Origin of the sequence: Streptomyces sp. NPDC050988, assembly GCF_044456225.1 — a bacterium.
Classification (GTDB): Bacteria; Actinomycetota; Actinomycetes; order Streptomycetales; family Streptomycetaceae; genus Streptomyces.
Genome location: NZ_JBITFQ010000018.1, coordinates 20,660 through 38,480 on the forward strand (window position 1 = coordinate 20,660; position 17,821 = coordinate 38,480).

Sequence of the window (17,821 nt, forward strand, 5' to 3'; positions counted from 1 at the left end):
CTCGACCGCCTCACCTGTTCTCCGTACGACGCCTCCGTGGGACTCTCCGCGGAGGCGTCGTCGTGTGCCGTGGGGTCGTCGGGCTCCGGCTCGTCGTCGGGTCTCCGGCTCGTGGGTCACAGGGGCGTGAAGCTGTCCTTGACCTCCTCGTATACCGGGAGTGCGCGGTCCTCGGTGTCCGGGCGGTACCAGGTGGTGATCTCGTAGTACTTGCCGTCCGCGTTGAAGCCGAGCAGCCGGGCGTGCCAGGGCAGCCCCTTGGCCGTGACCGTGTACTCCCAGACGACCGCGGGCGCGTCGCGGAACGTCGTCTCCTCCAGCCGGATCCGCTGGTAGTCGAGGCCCTTGCTGGTGTCCTTCTCCGTCTCCGTCCACTGGTCCATCAGGTCGCCCCGGGCCGGAGCCGCGTTGGCGAGGATCTCCTGTTTGCGGTCCGGGGAGGTGTAGTGGACCTCGGCGCCGCTCTGCACGACCCGTTCCCAGCCCTCGGGCGGGACCCACGCGTACATGCCCGCCTCCGTACGGGAGCCCTCCGGGAGGGTGGGCGGCCGGGCCGTGCCCGCGACGGTGGGCGGCGGGGTGGTCGGGGTGCCGCCTGTGGTGGCGGAGGCAGACGAGGAGGAAGAGGGAGGGGAGGCCTTGTCCTTGTCGTCCGGGGATCCGCCGAGCGCCGGGATCACCAGGGCGGCTACGACACCGGCGACGACCACACCCGCGACGGCCACGACTCCCTTACGGTTCCGGCTCCAGGCCCGGCTCCGGCGCGGGTCGGCCGGCACGGCGGGGCCGAGCGGTTCGCCCGGCGGCATCGGGGCGGACCGGGGCCTGGTGGGGAGCGAGTTGTTCCCGTTGGCCGTCTGCACTGGCGCCCCTGTCCGCTCCGGGCGGATGCCGGACGCGTGGAAGGCGTATCCGGGTCCCGAAGCCGCTCCCGCGGAGGGGATCTCTGGAGTGCCCTCGGGCGGGGCTTCGGAGGACGCGTTCTCGGGGTCGGGGGGTGTGGCGCTGGTGGGGTCAGTGGGGGTGGTGAGGCCGGTGGGGCCCGCAGGCCCGGTGGGCTCTGTGGGGAGCCGTTCGGGGGCGGGTTCCTCCGGAGCCGGGGCCGGAGCCGGGGTCTGTGGCGGGGCCTCGGTTGGGGTTGGAGTTGGGGTTGGGGTTGGGGTTGGCGCGGCGACAGCGGCGGGACCGGCCGCCTCCTCGGATTCGGTCGCGCTCCTCATCGTCGGCGTACGCCGTACCGGTACCGCGTCCTCCACCGGCTCCGTCAGCCTCGGATCGCCCTCGCCCTCGCCCTCAGCCTCGCCCTCGCCCGTCGTCGGCGGGGTGGCGGGCGGCGGCTCCGGGGCAGGGATCCGCAGGAACAGAGGTGTCGGGCGTTCGGTCGGCGGCGGAGGTTCGATCGGTGGTGCCGGGGCCGCCGTGTGGGGATCCGGTGGTGCCTGCCCGGCGACACCGGGTGAGGACTCGGCCGTACGGGCGGCCGCCGGTACGGCTCCCGGTCGCCCCCCGGATTCAGGCCCGGCCACGGCGCCCGACTCGGACTCGGGCCCTGGAGCAGGCCCCGACGCCGGACCGGATTCAGAACCAGCTCCCGTTCCCGCTCCCGCTCCAGTTCCCGCTCCTGGCTCCGCCACCCCTCCCGGAGTGGTCCGCTCCCCCAGGCCGACCGGCTGAGCAGGCTCAGCCCGCCCAGTCGACTCAGCCGGCCCAGTAGGCCCAGTCGGCCCAGTCCGCTCCGGACCGGCCGCCGTACCCAGCCCGGCCGCCGCGCCCAGCCCGGCAGTCGTCCCCGGCCCGGCCGTCGTACCCGGCCCGGCCGTCGTACCCGGCGGCGCGGACGCCCCCGTGCTGCCGTCCGCCACCGGCCCGAGGATCTCCGCCAGTTCCTCCAAGCCGGGCCGTACCGACGGGTCCTTGAGGAGCAGGGCCGACAGGACCTCCCTCAACTCCCCCGCCGCGGACGGGATTTCCGGCTCCTCGTACAGCACGGCGTGCAGGGTGGCGAGGGTGGTCGCGCGGGAGAAGGGGGAGCGGCCGCCGAGGGCCGCGCAGAGGGTGGCGCCGAGGGACCAGAGATCGGACGGGGGGCCCTGGGGGCGGCCGGAGACCCGCTCGGGTGCCATGTAGTCGGGGGAGCCGACCAGCATCCCCGCCATCGTCAGCGCCTCGGCGTCCTGGATCGCGGCGATGCCGAAGTCGGTGAGCACGACCCGGCCCGCGCGCTGCTCGACCAGGACGTTGGCGGGCTTGATGTCCCGGTGCAGCACGCCCCCCGCGTGCACCTGGCCGAGCGCGGCGACCAGTCCGAGCCCGATCCGTGCCGTGTCGCGCGGGCTCAGTGGCCCGTCCTCCGTCAGGACCCTGTCCAGGGAGCGGCCGGCGACCAGTTCCATCACGATCCACAGCCGTTCGCCCTGGTCCACCACGTCGTACACGCGCACGACGTTGGGGTGGTCGATCCGGGCCGTGGCCCTGGCCTCGCGCAGGGTGCGTTCGCGACGGGTCCGGGTGTCCTCCTGGTCCATGCCGTCTATACGCATTTCCTTGACGGCGACCTGTCGGTCGAGGATTTCGTCGACGGCCCGCCACACCCGTCCCATTCCCCCCTGACCAATGCTCTCGGTCAGCCGGTAACGGCCCGTCACCAGCAATCCCGGAATACCGCCCCTCGTTATTTCCGGCACCCCCATGCCCCCCTTCAACACCTGCCACAGAAGAACCGCAAAGAAGCACAACGGTCACAACTTCGTGCCACACCAGCATAGTGGGGAGAAATCTTGTGGTACCACTTCAAAGACTGCGAATTCAGGCGCAGTCAGGGGGATACAAGGGGGACGAACATGAGTTCTCGTCGCATGACGATCGCCACGGGATCGCTGCTCACTGCATCTTTCTCGGCAGTGATGATCTTTTCCTTCTCGGCCGGTGCGGATGACGAAGGGCCGATGAGCGGCAAGGGGGGAAAGGCCGTTGACAAGGCACCCTCGGGTGTCGAGCTGACGACGCTGCTGCCCGAGAAGATCGAGGTCGACAACAGCTCACAGGGAACGGCGATTACCGCCACGGTAAAGAACGGGGGGACGAAGGACAGCGGCGAAATCCGACTGCTTGTGGTCGGTTTTGATGGCCTCTCGGTCAAGGGCGTCGAGGGCTGTGCGGAAATCGCCGAGAAAGACCTCCCCGAAGGTTCGAACAGTGGCTTCGCATGTGCCATCGACAATCTCGCGGCGGGCAAGTCGAAGTCGTACGCCGTGGACGCGACCTTCGATCTGAAGAAGGAGGGCAAGATCTGCCTGCCCGTCCAGGACGCCGACGGCACGAAGACGTTCTGGCAGCAGGGCCCGGTCCCGTTCGGCGCGAACAACCCGTCGCCGAATGCGCCGGCCACACCGCTCCTGCTCGGCACCGACAACAGCCCGGTCACCCCGGGCAGCGACAAGGCCGACGGTGACAAGTCGGGCGGTGCCAAGTCGGGCGGCAAGGAACTGCCCAAGACCGGTCCGGCCGACCGGATCCTGCCGCTCGGCGCGGTCGGCGCGGCGCTGATCTCCGCGGGTGCGGCGGGGATGTGGTGGACACAGCGGCGGCCTCAGCGGAACGGGTCGTAGGCCCCCACTCCCCACAGCACGACAGGTACGCGTACGGCGCCTCCGTGGTCTCGCCGCGGAGGCGCCGTACGGGGTGGGCGGACGAACGGCGCCGTCAGCCCTCGCGCTTGACGAACTTCCAGGCGGTGGGCAGCACGCCCATCGCGAGGGCGGCCTTGAGCGCGTCGCCGAGGAGGAACGGGGTGAGGCCTGCCGCGATGGCCTGGGTCAGCGTCATGTCGGCGGCGAACGCCAGGTACGGGACGCCGATCGCGTAGATGATCGCCTCACCCAGGAGCATCGTGCCGGCCATCCGTACGACCGAGCGGTCGGCGCCGCGGCGGGCGAGGGCGCCCACGACGGTGGCCGCGAGCAGCATGCCGAGGATGTAGCCGAAGGACACGGTGGCGCCGGAGCTGCCCTCGGCGAACCACGGGACGCCTGCCAGGCCCATCAGCGCGTAGATCGCGAGGGAGGCGAGGCCTCGGCCGGTGCCGAGTGCGGTGCCCACGAGGAGAGCCGCGAAGGTCTGGCCCGTCACCGGGACCGGGGAGCCCGGGACCGGGACCGCTATCTGGGCCGCGAGGCCCGTGAGCGCGGCGCCGCCTGCCACGAGTGCGGCGTCCCTTACGCGGGAGGCGGGGAGCAGGTCGGCGATTACCTGGCCCGGGCGGGTGGGGGCGACGGCGGTGGTCATGGGGGCTCCGGCGGGTGTGGGCAGTTCGGGACACGGTGACGCTATCCCAGGGGCGTTGGGGGCAGCACCGTCAGCGGTCGACAAAGGGGGGATCCCGTGTGTGGTGGACCTCTTACAAAGAGTGTGGTGTACACCTGTGCGGGCGTGATGCTGGTCACTGAGGTGGGGTGGGGTTCCCGACGGGGTGGTGGCCGACGCCGTCTGTAGGGTCCCGCCAAAGGGTTATCGCCCCCGCCGCCCCTACCCGTTCCCGTCCCTTCTGGGGGCTGCCGCCCCCAGACCCCCGCTGATCGGCCTGAACGGCCTCGTCCTCAAACGCCGGACGGGCTGAAAATCAGCCCCTCCGGCGTTTGAGGAGCGGGGGTTCGGGGGCTGGCCCCCGAGTAGTGACGGGAATGGGTAGGGGCGGCGGGGGCGAAGAAAAGCGCCCCTGGCCGGACAGGCCGCCCACCGCCTACCCTTCACCCCATGGTCGCCCAAGCCAGGAACTTCGCGTCGCGTCGCTATGTCGACCTGCGACGCCAGGGCACGGCCACCTGTCGCCACCGCTGAGGCGGGCGCGGAGGGGATTCATCCGGCTCGCCGAGACGAGACAAGACAGCAGACGTCGGCGCAGTGTCGGACCCAGTTCCCGAGGAAGTCCTCCATGCCTCTCTCCTCCCTCGCACCCGTTCCCGCTCCCGCTCCCCTTCCCGCTCCCGTTCCCGTCCCCACCCGCCGGGCCGTCGACAGCGACCGTCGGCGCACCAGCGCGAGTGCCATCCTGCGGTCGGTGCTGGCGCACGGCCCGGTCGCCCGCAGCACCATCGCCCGGCTGACCGGACTCTCCCCGGCATCGGTCACCGACCACTGCAACCGCCTCACCGCACTCGGCCTGATCCAGGAGGCCGCAACCCTCCGGCGGTCGAACGGAGTCGGCCGCCCCCACGTACCGGTCGACCTGGACGACTCCCGGTTCGTGGTCGGCGGCGTGCACGTGGCGGTGCCGTACACGACCGTCGCCCTCCTGGACCTGCGCGGCCGGGTCGTCGCCGAACGCCGCCTGAACCACGGGGAGGAGGGCGGGGACGGCGACCGACAGGCCCCACCCCCGGCCCCCGCCCAGGTACTGGCCGACGCCGCCTCCGGGCTGCGCGCCCTGCTCGCGGCCGCCCCCGACCGCGTCCCCCTCGGTGTCGGCGTGGCCACCGGCGGCTGGGTGGACCGGGACTCCGGGACCATCGTCGAACACCCGCTCCTCGGCTGGCGGGACGTCCGCGCGCGCGAGGTGATCCACGCGCTCACCGGCCTGCCCGTGCACGTGGACGGGCACGCGCGAGCCCTGGTCAACGGAGAGCGGCTCTTCGGTCGGACCGCGGGCGGCGGCCGCAGCCTGCTGCACCTCTTCGTCGGCAACGTCGTGGACGCCGCCTTCGCCACCCACGACGAGGTCCACCACGGCCCCCGTTCCCAGGCAGGGTCGATCGCCCACCTCCCGCTCGCGGGCGGCACGGAACGCTGCGACTGCGGCCGGACCGGCTGCCTCCAGGCCGAGTTGAGCGAGCGGACCCTGTGCAGAAGGGCACGCGAGGCCGGGGTCGTCCGGACCTCCGACCCCACGCACGTCCTCGCCGCGGCGGCCGACGGCGACCCCGTCGCCGTACGCCTGCTGCTGCACCGCGCCCGCATGGTCGGCCGTGCTGCGGGGCTCCTGCTCGACGTGCTCAACCCGGACACGGTCGTCGTCACGGAGATGGGCGCCGTCCACCGCGAGGACTGCCTCGCCGCCCTGCGCGAGGAGGTCGGTCCCGACCGGGCGGCGGCCGTCGTGCCGACCAGTTTCCCGGACTCCGTGCTCGCCGTGGCCGGCGGTTCGGTGGCTCTGGACGTGCTCTACCGGGATCCCCTGAGCGCGCCGTCCGGCACGCCGTCCAGCACGCCGTCGACCAGGTCCTCGGGCTCCTCACCGGGGCCGATTTAATTCAGAAAATCCGAATGTTGACAGGCCTTGTACCTGGCCAGGAGCATCTTGCCCATGAGCTGTCGCACTTTCTGTTGCTGACGCGTCGACTTGTTGCCGCTGATGCGTTGACGCACTGACGCACTGACGCACTGACGACGATCCACCGGCTTTCTTTCGCCCGCCGGTCGGTCCGTCCTCCGTCCGCGTTCTTCGCCGATCCGTCGGCATCCTGTGCCACCACCGCCACGCCCTCCGCGTGCGTCTCCGCGTGCGCCTCCACGTGTGCCCACCCCTGCGCACCTCCAGCGTTCCCGGCTTCGCCCTGCCCGAATTGCCGGGAACTGCCGGGAGCCCCGCCTGCCTGCCCCAATGAACTCAGGGAGTCCTCCCATGCCACCTCCGTCCGCCTCCGGTGTCGACCGACGGTTCTTCCTCTCGTCCCTGCTCGGGGCCGCCGCCGCGGCCGGGCTCAGCGGCTGCGCGGGCAGCAGCGCCGCCGACACCGGGGTCAAGGGATCCACGTCCGCCCCGCTGGCGGCCAAGGTCCCGTCCGGTACGAGTCTGAAGATCGCCTCCTACCAGGGCGTCCAGCAGCTGCAGTTCAAGCTCGCGGGCCTGTCCGACCTGCCGTTCGAGGTGGCCGACTGGCCGAACCTCGGCGCGGGCCCCGATGTCATCAACGCCTTCCGCGCCAAGTCCCTGGACGTCGGCAACAACGCCGGCATCCCGCCCATCCAGGCGCACTACCAGGGCTTCGACGCGAAGATCGTCGCGATCAACGTCACCCGCAAGCCCAACTACCTCTTCGCCACCAAGCCCGGCAGCGACATCCAGGACGTCCAGGGCTTCAAGGGCAAGAAGCTCGCCTTCTCGCAAGGACAGGCGCAGGGGGTCGTACTGCTGCGGGCGTTGAAGGAGGCCGGGCTGGCCTACGACGACGTCGATCTGGTGCCGCTGACCAGCAACCAGTTCCTCACCGCGCTCCAGGCGGGCCAGGTGGACATCGCCCCGCTCGCCAACGCCCAGTCACCGGCGTACCTCAAGCAGTACGGGTCCAAGGGCGCCCATGTCATCACCACGGACGTCGTGGATCTGCTGAACCTGCTGTGGGCGCCCACCTCCGTGCTGGCCGACCCGGCGAAGGCCGCCGCCGTCGCCGCGTACATCCCGCGCTGGGCGAAGGGCGCGGTGTGGGCGTACGAGCACCCCGACGCCTGGAACGAGGAGTTCTACGTGAAGACGCAGAACCTCACGCTCGCGCAGGCGCGGTCGATCACCGAGCTTGCCAACAAGCCGTTCTTCCCGCCGAGTTGGGACGAAGCGGTGAAGTGGGAGCAGGAGACCGCCGACCTGCTGGCGGAGGGCGGCTTCGTGAAGGGGTTCAAGGTCGACTCGCTCTTCGACCGGCGTTTCGAGGGCATCGCGGCGAAGTCCGTACCGGCGGAGTACCGGAGGTGAGCGCCGTGACCACGACCACGACCGCTGCCGGAACCACGACCGCCGCCACGCCCCTCGCGGCCACCGTGGAGAGTCCCCAGGTCCGCAGGCGTCGCCGGCTCTCCCCCGGCAAGCGGCTGCCCGCCACCCGGTTCCTCGGCCCGGCCCTGCTGCTCGCGCTGTGGGCCGCCGCCTCCGCCGCCGGGCAGCTCGATCCGGGTGCGATCCCGGCGCCCTGGACGGTGCTGGAGACCGGCGTGCAGCTGTGGACCGACGGGACACTGCCCACCGACATCCTGACCTCGCTGCGACGCGCCGGCTCCGGCTTCGCGATCGGCCTCACGGCAGGCATCGTGCTCGCGCTGGCCTCCGGGCTCAGCCGGACCGGTGAGGCGCTGATCGACGGATCGGTGCAGCTCAACCGGGCGATACCGACGCTCGGACTGATCCCGCTGTTCATCCTCTGGCTGGGCATCGGCGAGACCTTCAAGATCGCCATCATCGCGATCGTCGTCTACATCCCGATCTACCTGAACACGCACGCCGCGCTCTCCGGCATCGACAGCCGTTTCGTCGAACTCGCCGAGGTCCAGGGCCTGTCGAGGTACGCCTTCATCCGGCGGATCGTCATCCCGGGCGCGCTGCCCGGCTTCTTCGTCGGACTGCGGCTCGGAGTGACCGGCTCCTGGCTGGGCCTGGTCGTGCTGGAGCAGATCAACGCCACCAGCGGACTCGGCTACATGATGTTCCAGGCTCAGAACTACGGCCAGACGGACGTCATCCTCGTCGGCCTGGTCGTCTACGGCATCTTCGGCCTGATGTCCGACAGCGCGGTCCGTCTGATCGAACGGAGGGTGCTGTCATGGCGCCGCACGCTGAGCAGCTGACCCGTCCGGCCGTCCAACTCCGGGGCCTGACAAGGTCGTTCGACGGACGTACGGTCCTCGACGGCATCGACCTCGACCTTCCCGCCGGGCAGTTCACCGCCCTGCTCGGGCACAGCGGCTCCGGCAAGAGCACGCTGCTGCGGGCGGTCGCGGGGCTCGACCACGAGGTGGCGGGCAGCGGTCAACTCACGGCCCCGTCAAGGGTGTCCGTGGTCTTCCAGGACTCCCGGCTGCTGCCCTGGCAGCGCGTCCTCGACAACGTCCTGCTCGGTCTCGACGGCGGGGAGGCCGAGCAGCGGGGCCGTGCCGCCCTCGCCGAGGTGGGGCTCGCGGGCCGCGAACGGGCCTGGCCCAACGAGCTGTCCGGCGGCGAGGCACAGCGCGCCGCCCTGGCCCGCTCCCTCGTCCGGGAGCCCGAACTCCTGCTGGCGGACGAGCCGTTCGGCGCGCTGGACGCGCTCACCCGGATCCGTATGCACACCCTGCTGCGCGAGCTGTGGGAGCGCCACCGGCCCTCCGTCCTGCTCGTCACCCACGACGTGGACGAGGCGATCGTGCTGGCCGACCGGGTGCTCGTGCTCGACGAGGGCCGCATCGGCCTCGACCTGACGATCGACCGCCCGCACCCCCGCTCGTACCGCGACCCCCTGCTCGGCGAGTACCGAGAGCGGCTCCTCACCGCCCTCGGCGTCACGGAACACCACGACCACCACGGGACCGACGGGACCGACAAGGCCGACGACCGCGCCCAGCACCACGAGCCCGCGGAGGACCCCAAGTGACCGAGCGCAGACTGCACCTCAACGCCTTCCTCATGAACACCGGTCACCACGAGGCCTCGTGGCGGCTCCCGGAAAGCGATCCGTACGCCCATGTGGAGCTCGGCCATTACGTCCACCTGGCCCGTATCGCCGAACGCGGGACCTTCGACTCGCTCTTCCTCGCCGACGGACCGCAGTTGTGGGGCAACCTCGCACAGCGGCCGGCCGGTGCCCTGGAACCGCTCACCCTGCTCACCGCGCTGGCGACGGTCACCGAGCACATCGGCCTGATCGCCACCGCCTCCACCTCGTACAACTCGCCCTACAACCTGGCCCGCAGGTTCGCCTCGCTCGACATCATCAGCGGCGGCCGGGCGGGCTGGAACATCGTCACCACGGCGGGCGCCGAGGCCGCCCGCAACTTCGGTCTCGACGCGGAGCCCGCGCACGCCGAGCGGTACGCGCGTGCCGCCGAGTTCCTCGACGTGGCCCTGAAGCTCTGGGACAGCTGGGAGGACGACGCGATCGTCGCCGACAAGGCGGCCGGCGTCTGGGGCGACGACACGAGAGTCCACCCGGCCCGGCACAAGGGCAGGTACTTCAGCGTCGAGGGCGCCCTCAACGTGCCGCGCACACCGCAGGGTTACCCGCTCCTGGTGCAGGCGGGGTCGAGCGAGGACGGCAAGGAGTTCGCCGCCCGGTACGCGGAGGCCGTGTTCACCGCCCAGCAGACCATCGAGGACGCGCAGGCCTTCTACGCCGACCTCAAGTCCCGTACGGCGGCGGCCGGTCGGGACCCCGACCACATCAAGGTGCTGCCCGGCATCGTCCCCGTCATCGGTTCGACAGAGGCCGAGGCGCTGGCGGCGGAACAGGTCCTGGAGAACCACATCGTGTACGCGCACGGTGTGGGCCGTCTGGAATCCCTGCTCCAACTACCGTCGGGGACACTGGAGTTGGACTCCGAGCTGCCCTCCGACCTGCCTCCGGAGAGCGTCATCGAGGGCGCCAAGAGCCGCTACACGCTCGTGGTGGAGCTGGCCCGGCGCGAACGCCTCACCGTGCGGCAGCTGATCGGGCGCCTCGGCGGCGGGCGCGGACACCTCACCTTCGCCGGGACGCCCGAGCAGGTCGCCGATGCCATCGAGACCTGGTTCACGAGCGGCGGCGCCGACGGCTTCAACATCATGCCCGCGGTCCTGCCGTCCGGCCTCGACGCCTTCGTCGACCACGTCGTCCCGCTCCTGCGCACCCGCGGCCTGCTCCGCGAGGAGTACGGCCCCCGGCAGACCCTGCGCGAGAGATACGGACTCCCGCGCCCCGCCAACCAGTACGTCACCGCCCCGGCCCCGGCCCCAGCGCTCGCCCGAGTCTGAACCCGATCCCGATCCTGATCCCGACTCCGCTTCGAAAGGAACCCCATGTCCGACATCGAGATCCGCAAGGTCACCGCGAGGATCGGCGCCCGGATATCCGGCGTCGACATCTCCGAGCCGCTCGACCAGGAGACCGTCACCGCACTGCGCGACGCCCTCAACGTCCACAAGGCCCTGGTCTTCGACGACGTGAACCTCGACGACGAGGGCCAGCAGGCCTTCGCGCGCCACTTCGGCGACCTGACCACCGCCCACCCGACCGTGCCCGCCGTCGAGGGCGCCCCGAACGTGCTGCCCGTCGACAGCGAGCGCGGCCGTGCCGCCAACAACTGGCACACCGACGTCACGTTCGTCCTCAACCCGCCGCAGGCCAGCACCCTGCGCAGCATCACGATCCCGCCGTACGGGGGCGAGACCCTGATCGCCAGCTCGGCCGCCGCCTACCGCAACCTGCCCGAACCGCTCCGGCTGCTCGCCGACACCCTGTGGGCCGAGCACACCAACGACTACGACTACGCGGTGCCGGAGGAGGAGGCGGACGAGGAACAGGCCGCCCAGCGCGCCCGGTTCACGTCCATCAAGTACCGCACCGCCCACCCCGTCGTCCGCGTCCACCCGCTGACCGGTGAGCGCGGGCTGTTCATCGGCGGCTTCGCGCAGCGGATCGTCGGCCTGTCGGTGAGCGAGTCCCGCAAGGTCCTCGACCTGCTCCAGGCGTACGTCACCCGGCCCGAGAACGTCCTGCGCCACCGCTGGTCCCCGAACCAGCTCGTCCTCTTCGACAACCGCATCACCCAGCACTACGCCATCGACAACTACGACGGCCTGCCGCGCCGGCTGAACCGGGTGACGGTCGCCGGTGACGTGCCGGTCGGCATCGAGGGCAAGGAGAGCTACTCGATCCAGGGAGACGCCTCCCACTACACGTCGGTCGCCACGTCCACGTACCCGGCGGCCGCGTAATCGGAATCTTGCCCTCCGTGTCGAGTGTGTCCACATGATGGGCGGCCTCTCCGTGCGGGCGGAGGGGTTGCCCAGACTGTGGGCGTTTTTGCCCTCGCACACAAGGGACCACCCGCACCCATGTCCCGTACCACCCACGACCCCGCGCCCGGCACTCCCGATGCTCCCGGCACTCCCGGTGCTCCCGGTGCTCCCGGTGCTCCCGACGCGGACGTCTCGCTCTCGCACGGCCTCAAGCAGCGCCATCTGTCGATGATCGCCCTCGGCGGGGTGATCGGCGCGGGCCTGTTCGTCGGCTCCGGCGCCGGCATCGCCGCCGCCGGTCCTTCGATCGTCGTCGCGTACGCCGTCTCCGGTCTGCTCGTCATGCTGGTGATGCGGATGCTCGGCGAGATGTCGGCCGCGTATCCGTCGTCCGGTTCCTTCTCGGCGCACGCCGAGCGGGCGATCGGGCCCTGGGCGGGCTTCACCGCCGGCTGGTCGTTCTGGGTGCTGCTCTGCACGGCCGTCGGCCTGGAGGGCATCGGCGCCGCGAAGATCGTGACGGGCTGGCTGCCGGGCACGCCGGAGTGGGCCTGGGTGGCCCTCTTCATGGTCGTCTTCTGTGCCGCGAACCTGGCCGCCGTGAAGAACTTCGGCGAGTTCGAGTTCTGGTTCGCCGCGCTGAAGGTGGGCGCGATCACGCTGTTCCTGGTGCTCGGGGTGCTGGCGATCGCCGGGGTCCTGCCGGGCACGGACTCCCCCGGCCTCACGAACCTCACCGGCGAGGGAGGCTTCCTGCCGAACGGCGGCGAGGGGCTCGTCATCGGCCTGCTCGCCTCCGTCTTCGCGTACGGCGGTCTGGAGACCGTCACCATCGCGGCGGCCGAGTCGCAGGACCCGGTACGGGGTGTCGCGAGCGCCGTGCGCACCGCGATGTGGCGCATCGCGCTCTTCTACATCGGCTCGATGGCGGTCATCGTCACGCTCGTCCCCTGGGACTCGAAGGCGGTCGTCGAGAAGGGCCCGTACGTCGCGGCCCTCGACCACCTGGGCATCCCGGGCGCGGGCCAGCTGATGAACGTGGTCGTGCTGGTCGCCCTGCTCTCGGCGATGAACGCCAACATCTACGGCTCCTCGCGCATCGCGTACTCGCTGGTGCGGCGGGGGCAGGGACCGAAGGCCCTCGGCCGGGTCTCGGGAGGCGTCCCGCGGACCGCCGTCCTCGCCTCGTCCGCGTTCGGCTTCGTCTGCGTCCTGCTGAGCTACTGGCGCCCCGACGACGTCTTCCCCTGGCTCCTGAACATGATCGGCGCGGTGATCCTGGTCGTCTGGATCTTCATCGCGGCCTCCCAGCTCCGACTCCGCCGCACCCTGGAACGCGAGGCCCCGGAGAGGCTGGCCGTACGGATGTGGGCTTTCCCCGCCCTGACCTGGACAGCCCTGGCGGGAATGCTGGCGATCTTCCTCCTGATGGCCCGGGAACCGGACACTCGGGTCCAGCTGTACTCGACAGGCGCGATGACGCTGACCCTGGCACTGGCGGGCTACACCTGGCAGAAGAAGCGAGCGGACCGCGCCCGATAGGGGCGCGGGGAACTGCGCAATCTTTTCGCCTTTAGGGGCGCGGGGAACTGCGCGACCAGCCACAGCGAACCCGCACTCCTCGAACGAACATCAATCGAAGCGCCCCCACCAGGGGGCGCTTTTCGCATGCCCGGGCACACCAAAGCCACCCTCTTGCTGCTAGCGTGCACTTGCAAGTAAGTTGCAATAAGAGGTCGGAGAGGACCTGGCATGGCCGTCTACACACTTCCAGAACTGCCGTACGACTACTCCGCGCTCGCCCCCGTGATCAGCCCCGAGATCATCGAGCTGCACCACGACAAGCACCACGCGGCGTACGTGAAGGGGGCGAACGACACCCTGGACCAGCTCGCCGAGGCGCGGGACAAGGAGTCGTGGGGGTCGATCAACGGGCTGGAGAAGAACCTCGCCTTCCACCTCTCCGGGCACATCCTGCACAGCATCTACTGGCACAACATGACGGGCGAGGGTGGCGGTGAGCCGCTGGCCTCGGACGGTGTGGGCGAGCTGGCCGACGCGATCACCGAGTCGTTCGGCTCCTTCGGTGCGTTCAAGGCCCAGCTGACCAAGGCCTCCGCGACGACTCAGGGCTCCGGCTGGGGCGTACTCGCGTACGAGCCCCTCAGTGGCCGTCTGATCGTCGAGCAGATCTACGACCACCAGGGCAACGTCGGCCAGGGCTCGGTGCCGATCCTGGTCTTCGACGCCTGGGAGCACGCCTTCTACCTCCAGTACAGGAACCAGAAGGTCGACTTCATCGACGCCATGTGGCAGGTCGTCAACTGGCAGGACGTGGCACGCCGTTACGAGGCAGCCAGGTCCCGCGCCGACGTGTTGCTGCTCGCCCCCTGAACCTGCCTCACCCCGCCCCCGGAGGGCGGCCCGAGACGCCCTGCCTCGTGATCGTCTTCTCAACCTTCGCGTGGCAGGCGGATGGATGGAGAGCCCCCGCGAGGACGTGACTCGCGGGGGTTCTCCCCGTCTCCGGCGGGGGTTCTCCCCAGCACCGGGGTCCACCGATCGGTGGACGGCAAGTTCAACCGAGTACCTCTGCCGGCCAACTGCCCTGCTCAGCCAGGCTTTTGGGCATGAACTCACTCACTGTGCGTGCGGCTCGCTGGAGTGCCCTGCACCCCTGGCGGGCCATCGTCGGATGGCTCGTGTTCGTCGTGCTCTGTCTGGGCCTCGGCAGCGCCGTCGGCGTCAACAGCGCGAAGACCGCCGACTACCGGGTCGGCGAGGCAGGCCGGGCCGAAGCCATCGCCGCCGAGGGGCAGTTGGAGCGCAGGTCCACCGAACAGGTGCTGATCTCCGCCCGTCCGGGCGCCCTGGACAGGACCGCCGCGAGGACCGCCGTCGAGGCCGCCGCGAAGGACCTCACCGCCCGTTTCGAGCGGCTGCCCGAGGTGGAGAGCGTGGCCGAGCCGGTGCTGTCGGGGGACGGCGGGATCCTGCTGGTCGAGGCGGCCCTGAAGGGCGAGGAGCGGGACGCGAAGGACAAGGTCGACGCGCTCGTCGCGCAGACCGGCGCCGTACAGAAGGCGAACCCCGGCCTGCTCCTTGAGGAGACCGGAAGCCCCTCCATCAGTAAGGGCGTCGACAAACAGCGCGGCGACGACCTGGCGCTCTCCGAGGCGATCACCCTCCCGGTCACGCTGATCACCCTGCTGATCGTGTTCGGTTCCGTGACGATGGCCGGGGTGCCGCTGCTGCTCGCGCTGTCGTCGATCGCGGCGGCCGTCGGACTGTCGATGGTGGTCTCGCACATCTCCCCGGACACCGGCGTCGGCACCAACCTCATCCTGATGATCGGCCTCGCGGTCGGCGTCGACTACACACTCTTCTACCTCAAGCGCGAACGCGAGGAACGGGCCCGCAGCCAGGGGAAGTTGAGCCCGGAAGCGCTGGTGGAGCTGGCCGCGGCGACCTCGGGCCGGGCGGTCGTCGTCTCCGGGCTCGCGGTCGTGGTCTCCACCGCGACGCTGTACCTGGCCTCCGACGTGATCTTCTCCTCGCTGGCCACCGGCACCATCGTGGTCGTCCTGGTGGCGGTGCTCAGCTCCCTGACCGTGCTGCCCGCGCTGCTGGTCAAGCTCGGCAGGCGGGCCGAGCGCAGGGACCGCCGGCGGGCGGAGCGCGGGAAGCCCGTACGGAACCGGACGCGCGGCGAGAGCGGCGGGCGGGTGTGGGCCGCGCTGCTGCGGCCCGCGAACCGGCACCCGGTGGCCACGCTGTGCGTCTCCGTCCTCGCCCTGCTCGCGCTCGCCGCACCGCTGGCCGGACTGAGGATCACCGAGATGAGCCGGGACACCCACTCCCGCGAGATCCCCGCCATGCAGGTGTACGACCGGCTCAACGAGGCCTTCCCCGAGCGCCGGGTCACCCACGACATCGTCGTACGCGCCGACGCCGGCCGTTCCGCCGAGGTGACGGCCGCCCTGTCGAAGCTGGCCGAACTCGCCCACACCGACCCGCTGTTCACGGACGCGGAGCGGATCCGCACCTCGGACGACCGCCGCGTCAGCGTCCTCGAACTGAAGGTGCCGTACCTCGGCAACTCCGACGAGGCGTACGACTCCCTGGACCAACTGCGGGGCGAGTACGTGCCCGCGACCGTCGGCCGGATCGAGGGCGCCGAGTACGGCGTGAGCGGCGATGTCGCCCGCTACAGCGACTATCCGGCGCACCAGAACAGCAAACTGCCCCTGGTTCTCGGCGCGTTGCTCCTGGTGACCTTCGCGATGACCCTGTACGCGTTCCGCTCGGTGGTGCTGGCCCTGCTCGGTGTCGTACTGAACCTGCTCTCCGCGGCGGCGGCGCTGGGGCTGCTCGTCCTTGTCTTCCAGGGCAGTTGGGCCGAGGGTCCGCTCAACTTCGACTCCACCGGGTCGATCGGATCACGCGTGCCCCTGTTCCTGTTCGTGATCCTCTTCGGGCTGTCGATGGACTACCAGGTCTTCGTGGTGAGCCGGATCAGGGAGGCCGTGCTCGGCGGCGTACCGACGCGGCAGGCCGTGCTCGACGGGATCCGCAGCTCGGCGAGCGTGGTGACCAGCGCGGCGGCGGTGATGACGACCGTCTTCACGAGCTTCGTCTTTCTCCACATCATCGAGATGAAGCAGATCGGGTTCGTGCTCGCGGCGGCCGTGCTGCTCGACGCCTTCGTCATCCGGGTGCTGATCCTGCCGGCGGCGATGCTGCTGCTCGGCGAGGCGAGCTGGTGGCCCTCGCGCGGGGTGCGACGGCCCGTACGGGAAAACCGGGAGGCCTCCGCGTTGGCGGCGGACGTACGTTGATCGGTATGACCACTTCCGCCGGGCAGGCCACCGATCCCTTCTGGGCCGCCACGATCCGTCGCTGGAACGCGGTGTGCTGGGTGCTGTTCGCCGCGATGGCGGTCGGGCTCGCCGCGATGGACCGGCCCGGCGGAAGCAAGTACTGGGCGCTCGGACTGCTGGGGCTCCTGGTGCTGTGCTACGCGGTGGTCGACCGGTTCCCGGACAACCCCGTGCTGCGCCCGCACACGTATCTGCTGGTGCTGGTCACCGTCCTCGGGGTGTTCGCGTACATGCGCAACTCCTTCGGGTCGCTGTTCATGGTGACGCTGCCGCACTTCTGGATGTTCAGCCGTACGCCCCGGGCCTCGGTCCTCTTCCTGGGGCTCGCCACCGGGTCGACGCTGACCGGGAGTTGGCTGCGGCTGGGGAACTCGCCGAAGTTCTTCGGGGAGACGCTGGTGCCGGTCGTGATCGTGGTGGCCGTCGGGGTGCTGATCGGTCTGTGGGTGCACTCGGTCGTCGCCCAGAGCCATGAACGGGCGCGGCTGATCGTCGAGTTGGAGCAGACACAGGCCGAGCTGTCCGAGGCGCACCAGCGTCAGGGGGCGGCCGACGAGAGGGAGCGGATGGCACGCGACATCCATGACACGCTCGCACAGGGCTTCGCCTCGATCATCGTGCTCGCGGAGGCGGCACGCGCCGGTCTCGACAGCGAACCGGCGCGCAGCGCACAGCAGTCTCGGTCGATACAGCAGTTGCGGTCGATACAGCAGTTGCGCTCGATCGAGTCCACGGCTCGCGAGAACCTCGCGGAGGCGCGGGAGCTGGTCGGTTCGGCGCAGCAACAGGGGCAGATGGCCGCGGGTTCGGTGGCACAGACGCTGCGGCGGACCCTGGACCGGTTCGCGGAGGACACCGGGCTCGCGGTCGACGCCGACCTGGCGGACATCGAGTGCGACCAGCCGACCCGGATCGCGCTGCTGCGCTGCACCCAGGAGTCGCTTGCCAATGTGCGCAAGCACGCGCGGGCGTCCACGGTCGGTGTCGTGCTGGCCCGGCAGCCGTACGGGGTGGAGCTGGAGGTCACGGACGACGGCGCCGGGTTCGTGGTCGGGGAGTCGGCGGGGTTCGGGCTCGACGGCATGCGCAAACGGCTGGCGGAGCTGGGCGGGGAGCTGACGGTGACGAGTTCGGTGGGCGACGGGACGCGGGTACTGGCGACGATTCCGGGGGACGGGACGGAGGCCCCGCCGTCCCCCGCGACAGGAATTCCGAGGGACGCGGCAGTCGGCGACCGCGAGTGTGCGGGGGCTGGTCGCGTACCTGG

12 protein-coding genes and 1 pseudogene are annotated in these 17,821 nt (G+C 70.7%); 11 read left to right on the plus strand and 2 right to left on the minus strand.

The features are described 5' to 3' along the window. Positions 1 to 116: 116 nt before the first annotated feature. Positions 117 to 2,648: a protein kinase gene (locus tag ACIBEI_RS31015; RefSeq protein WP_398893657.1), complete on the minus strand. Its 2,532-nt coding sequence runs from the start codon at positions 2,646 to 2,648 to the stop codon at positions 117 to 119. 192 nt (positions 2,649 to 2,840) lie between these two features. Between ACIBEI_RS31015 and ACIBEI_RS31020 the strand changes: the two genes are divergently transcribed. Next, a complete protein-coding gene (locus tag ACIBEI_RS31020) occupies positions 2,841 to 3,608 on the plus strand; it encodes a hypothetical protein (RefSeq protein WP_398893514.1) in 768 nt (255 codons plus the stop codon). Between the two features lie 94 nt (positions 3,609 to 3,702). On the opposite strand, the gene ACIBEI_RS31025 is transcribed toward ACIBEI_RS31020, so the two are convergent. Further along, positions 3,703 to 4,284, minus strand: coding sequence for a biotin transporter BioY (locus ACIBEI_RS31025; protein ID WP_398893515.1), 582 nt, complete (start codon positions 4,282 to 4,284; stop codon positions 3,703 to 3,705). Positions 4,285 to 4,930: 646 nt separating this feature from the next. On the opposite strand from ACIBEI_RS31025, the gene ACIBEI_RS31030 reads away from it, so the two are divergent. From ACIBEI_RS31030 to ACIBEI_RS31075, 10 genes and pseudogenes are all read left to right on the plus strand, one after another. Further along, the gene (locus ACIBEI_RS31030) at positions 4,931 to 6,244 is read left to right on the plus strand and encodes an ROK family protein (RefSeq protein ID WP_398893516.1); all 1,314 of its coding nucleotides are present in this window, start codon (positions 4,931 to 4,933) and stop codon (positions 6,242 to 6,244) included. Positions 6,245 to 6,616: 372 nt separating this feature from the next. After that, positions 6,617 to 7,684 carry an ABC transporter substrate-binding protein gene (locus ACIBEI_RS31035; RefSeq protein ID WP_398893517.1) on the plus strand — a complete coding sequence of 356 codons (1,068 nt, stop codon included), beginning with the start codon at positions 6,617 to 6,619 and terminating at the stop codon, positions 7,682 to 7,684. Then, positions 7,681 to 8,550, plus strand: coding sequence for an ABC transporter permease (locus tag ACIBEI_RS31040; protein WP_398893518.1), 870 nt, complete (start codon positions 7,681 to 7,683; stop codon positions 8,548 to 8,550). The genes ACIBEI_RS31035 and ACIBEI_RS31040 overlap by 4 nt, the downstream gene beginning before the upstream one ends. Then, entirely contained in the window at positions 8,526 to 9,332 is an 807-nt protein-coding gene (locus tag ACIBEI_RS31045) for an ABC transporter ATP-binding protein (protein WP_398893519.1), read from the plus strand. Before ACIBEI_RS31040 ends, ACIBEI_RS31045 begins: the two co-directional genes overlap by 25 nt. Beyond that, positions 9,329 to 10,687 carry an LLM class flavin-dependent oxidoreductase gene (locus ACIBEI_RS31050; protein ID WP_398893520.1) on the plus strand — a complete coding sequence of 453 codons (1,359 nt, stop codon included), beginning with the start codon at positions 9,329 to 9,331 and terminating at the stop codon, positions 10,685 to 10,687. Before ACIBEI_RS31045 ends, ACIBEI_RS31050 begins: the two co-directional genes overlap by 4 nt. A gap of 45 nt (positions 10,688 to 10,732) precedes the next feature. Continuing rightward, on the plus strand, positions 10,733 to 11,650 hold the full coding sequence (locus tag ACIBEI_RS31055; RefSeq protein ID WP_398893521.1) for a TauD/TfdA dioxygenase family protein: 918 nt from the start codon (positions 10,733 to 10,735) through the stop codon (positions 11,648 to 11,650). Positions 11,651 to 11,770: 120 nt separating this feature from the next. After that, positions 11,771 to 13,216 (plus strand): amino acid permease, encoded by a 1,446-nt coding sequence (locus tag ACIBEI_RS31060; protein WP_398893522.1) that lies wholly within the window; start codon positions 11,771 to 11,773, stop codon positions 13,214 to 13,216. Positions 13,217 to 13,426: 210 nt separating this feature from the next. Next, positions 13,427 to 14,068 carry a superoxide dismutase gene (locus ACIBEI_RS31065; protein ID WP_398893523.1) on the plus strand — a complete coding sequence of 214 codons (642 nt, stop codon included), beginning with the start codon at positions 13,427 to 13,429 and terminating at the stop codon, positions 14,066 to 14,068. A gap of 236 nt (positions 14,069 to 14,304) precedes the next feature. Beyond that, a complete protein-coding gene (locus ACIBEI_RS31070; RefSeq protein WP_398893524.1) occupies positions 14,305 to 16,512 on the plus strand; it encodes an MMPL family transporter in 2,208 nt (735 codons plus the stop codon). Between the two features lie 5 nt (positions 16,513 to 16,517). Beyond that, positions 16,518 to 17,732, plus strand: a pseudogene (locus ACIBEI_RS31075) (sensor histidine kinase); the annotation flags it as partial. Between the last annotated feature and the right edge of the window lie 89 nt (positions 17,733 to 17,821).

What these genes read in the sequence shown, in the direction of transcription:
- ACIBEI_RS31045 (WP_398893519.1), top strand. Translation starts at nt 8,526, where the DNA reads ATGGCGCCGCACGCTGAGCAGCTGACCCGTCCGGCCGTCCAACTCCGG.
- ACIBEI_RS31065 (WP_398893523.1), top strand. Translation starts at nt 13,427, where the DNA reads ATGGCCGTCTACACACTTCCAGAACTGCCGTACGACTACTCCGCGCTC.
- ACIBEI_RS31025 (WP_398893515.1), bottom strand. Translation starts at nt 4,284, where the DNA reads ATGACCACCGCCGTCGCCCCCACCCGCCCGGGCCAGGTAATCGCCGAC.
- ACIBEI_RS31020 (WP_398893514.1), top strand. Translation starts at nt 2,841, where the DNA reads ATGAGTTCTCGTCGCATGACGATCGCCACGGGATCGCTGCTCACTGCA.
- ACIBEI_RS31055 (WP_398893521.1), top strand. Translation starts at nt 10,733, where the DNA reads ATGTCCGACATCGAGATCCGCAAGGTCACCGCGAGGATCGGCGCCCGG.
- ACIBEI_RS31070 (WP_398893524.1), top strand. Translation starts at nt 14,305, where the DNA reads ATGAACTCACTCACTGTGCGTGCGGCTCGCTGGAGTGCCCTGCACCCC.
- ACIBEI_RS31060 (WP_398893522.1), top strand. Translation starts at nt 11,771, where the DNA reads ATGTCCCGTACCACCCACGACCCCGCGCCCGGCACTCCCGATGCTCCC.
- ACIBEI_RS31035 (WP_398893517.1), top strand. Translation starts at nt 6,617, where the DNA reads ATGCCACCTCCGTCCGCCTCCGGTGTCGACCGACGGTTCTTCCTCTCG.
- ACIBEI_RS31030 (WP_398893516.1), top strand. Translation starts at nt 4,931, where the DNA reads ATGCCTCTCTCCTCCCTCGCACCCGTTCCCGCTCCCGCTCCCCTTCCC.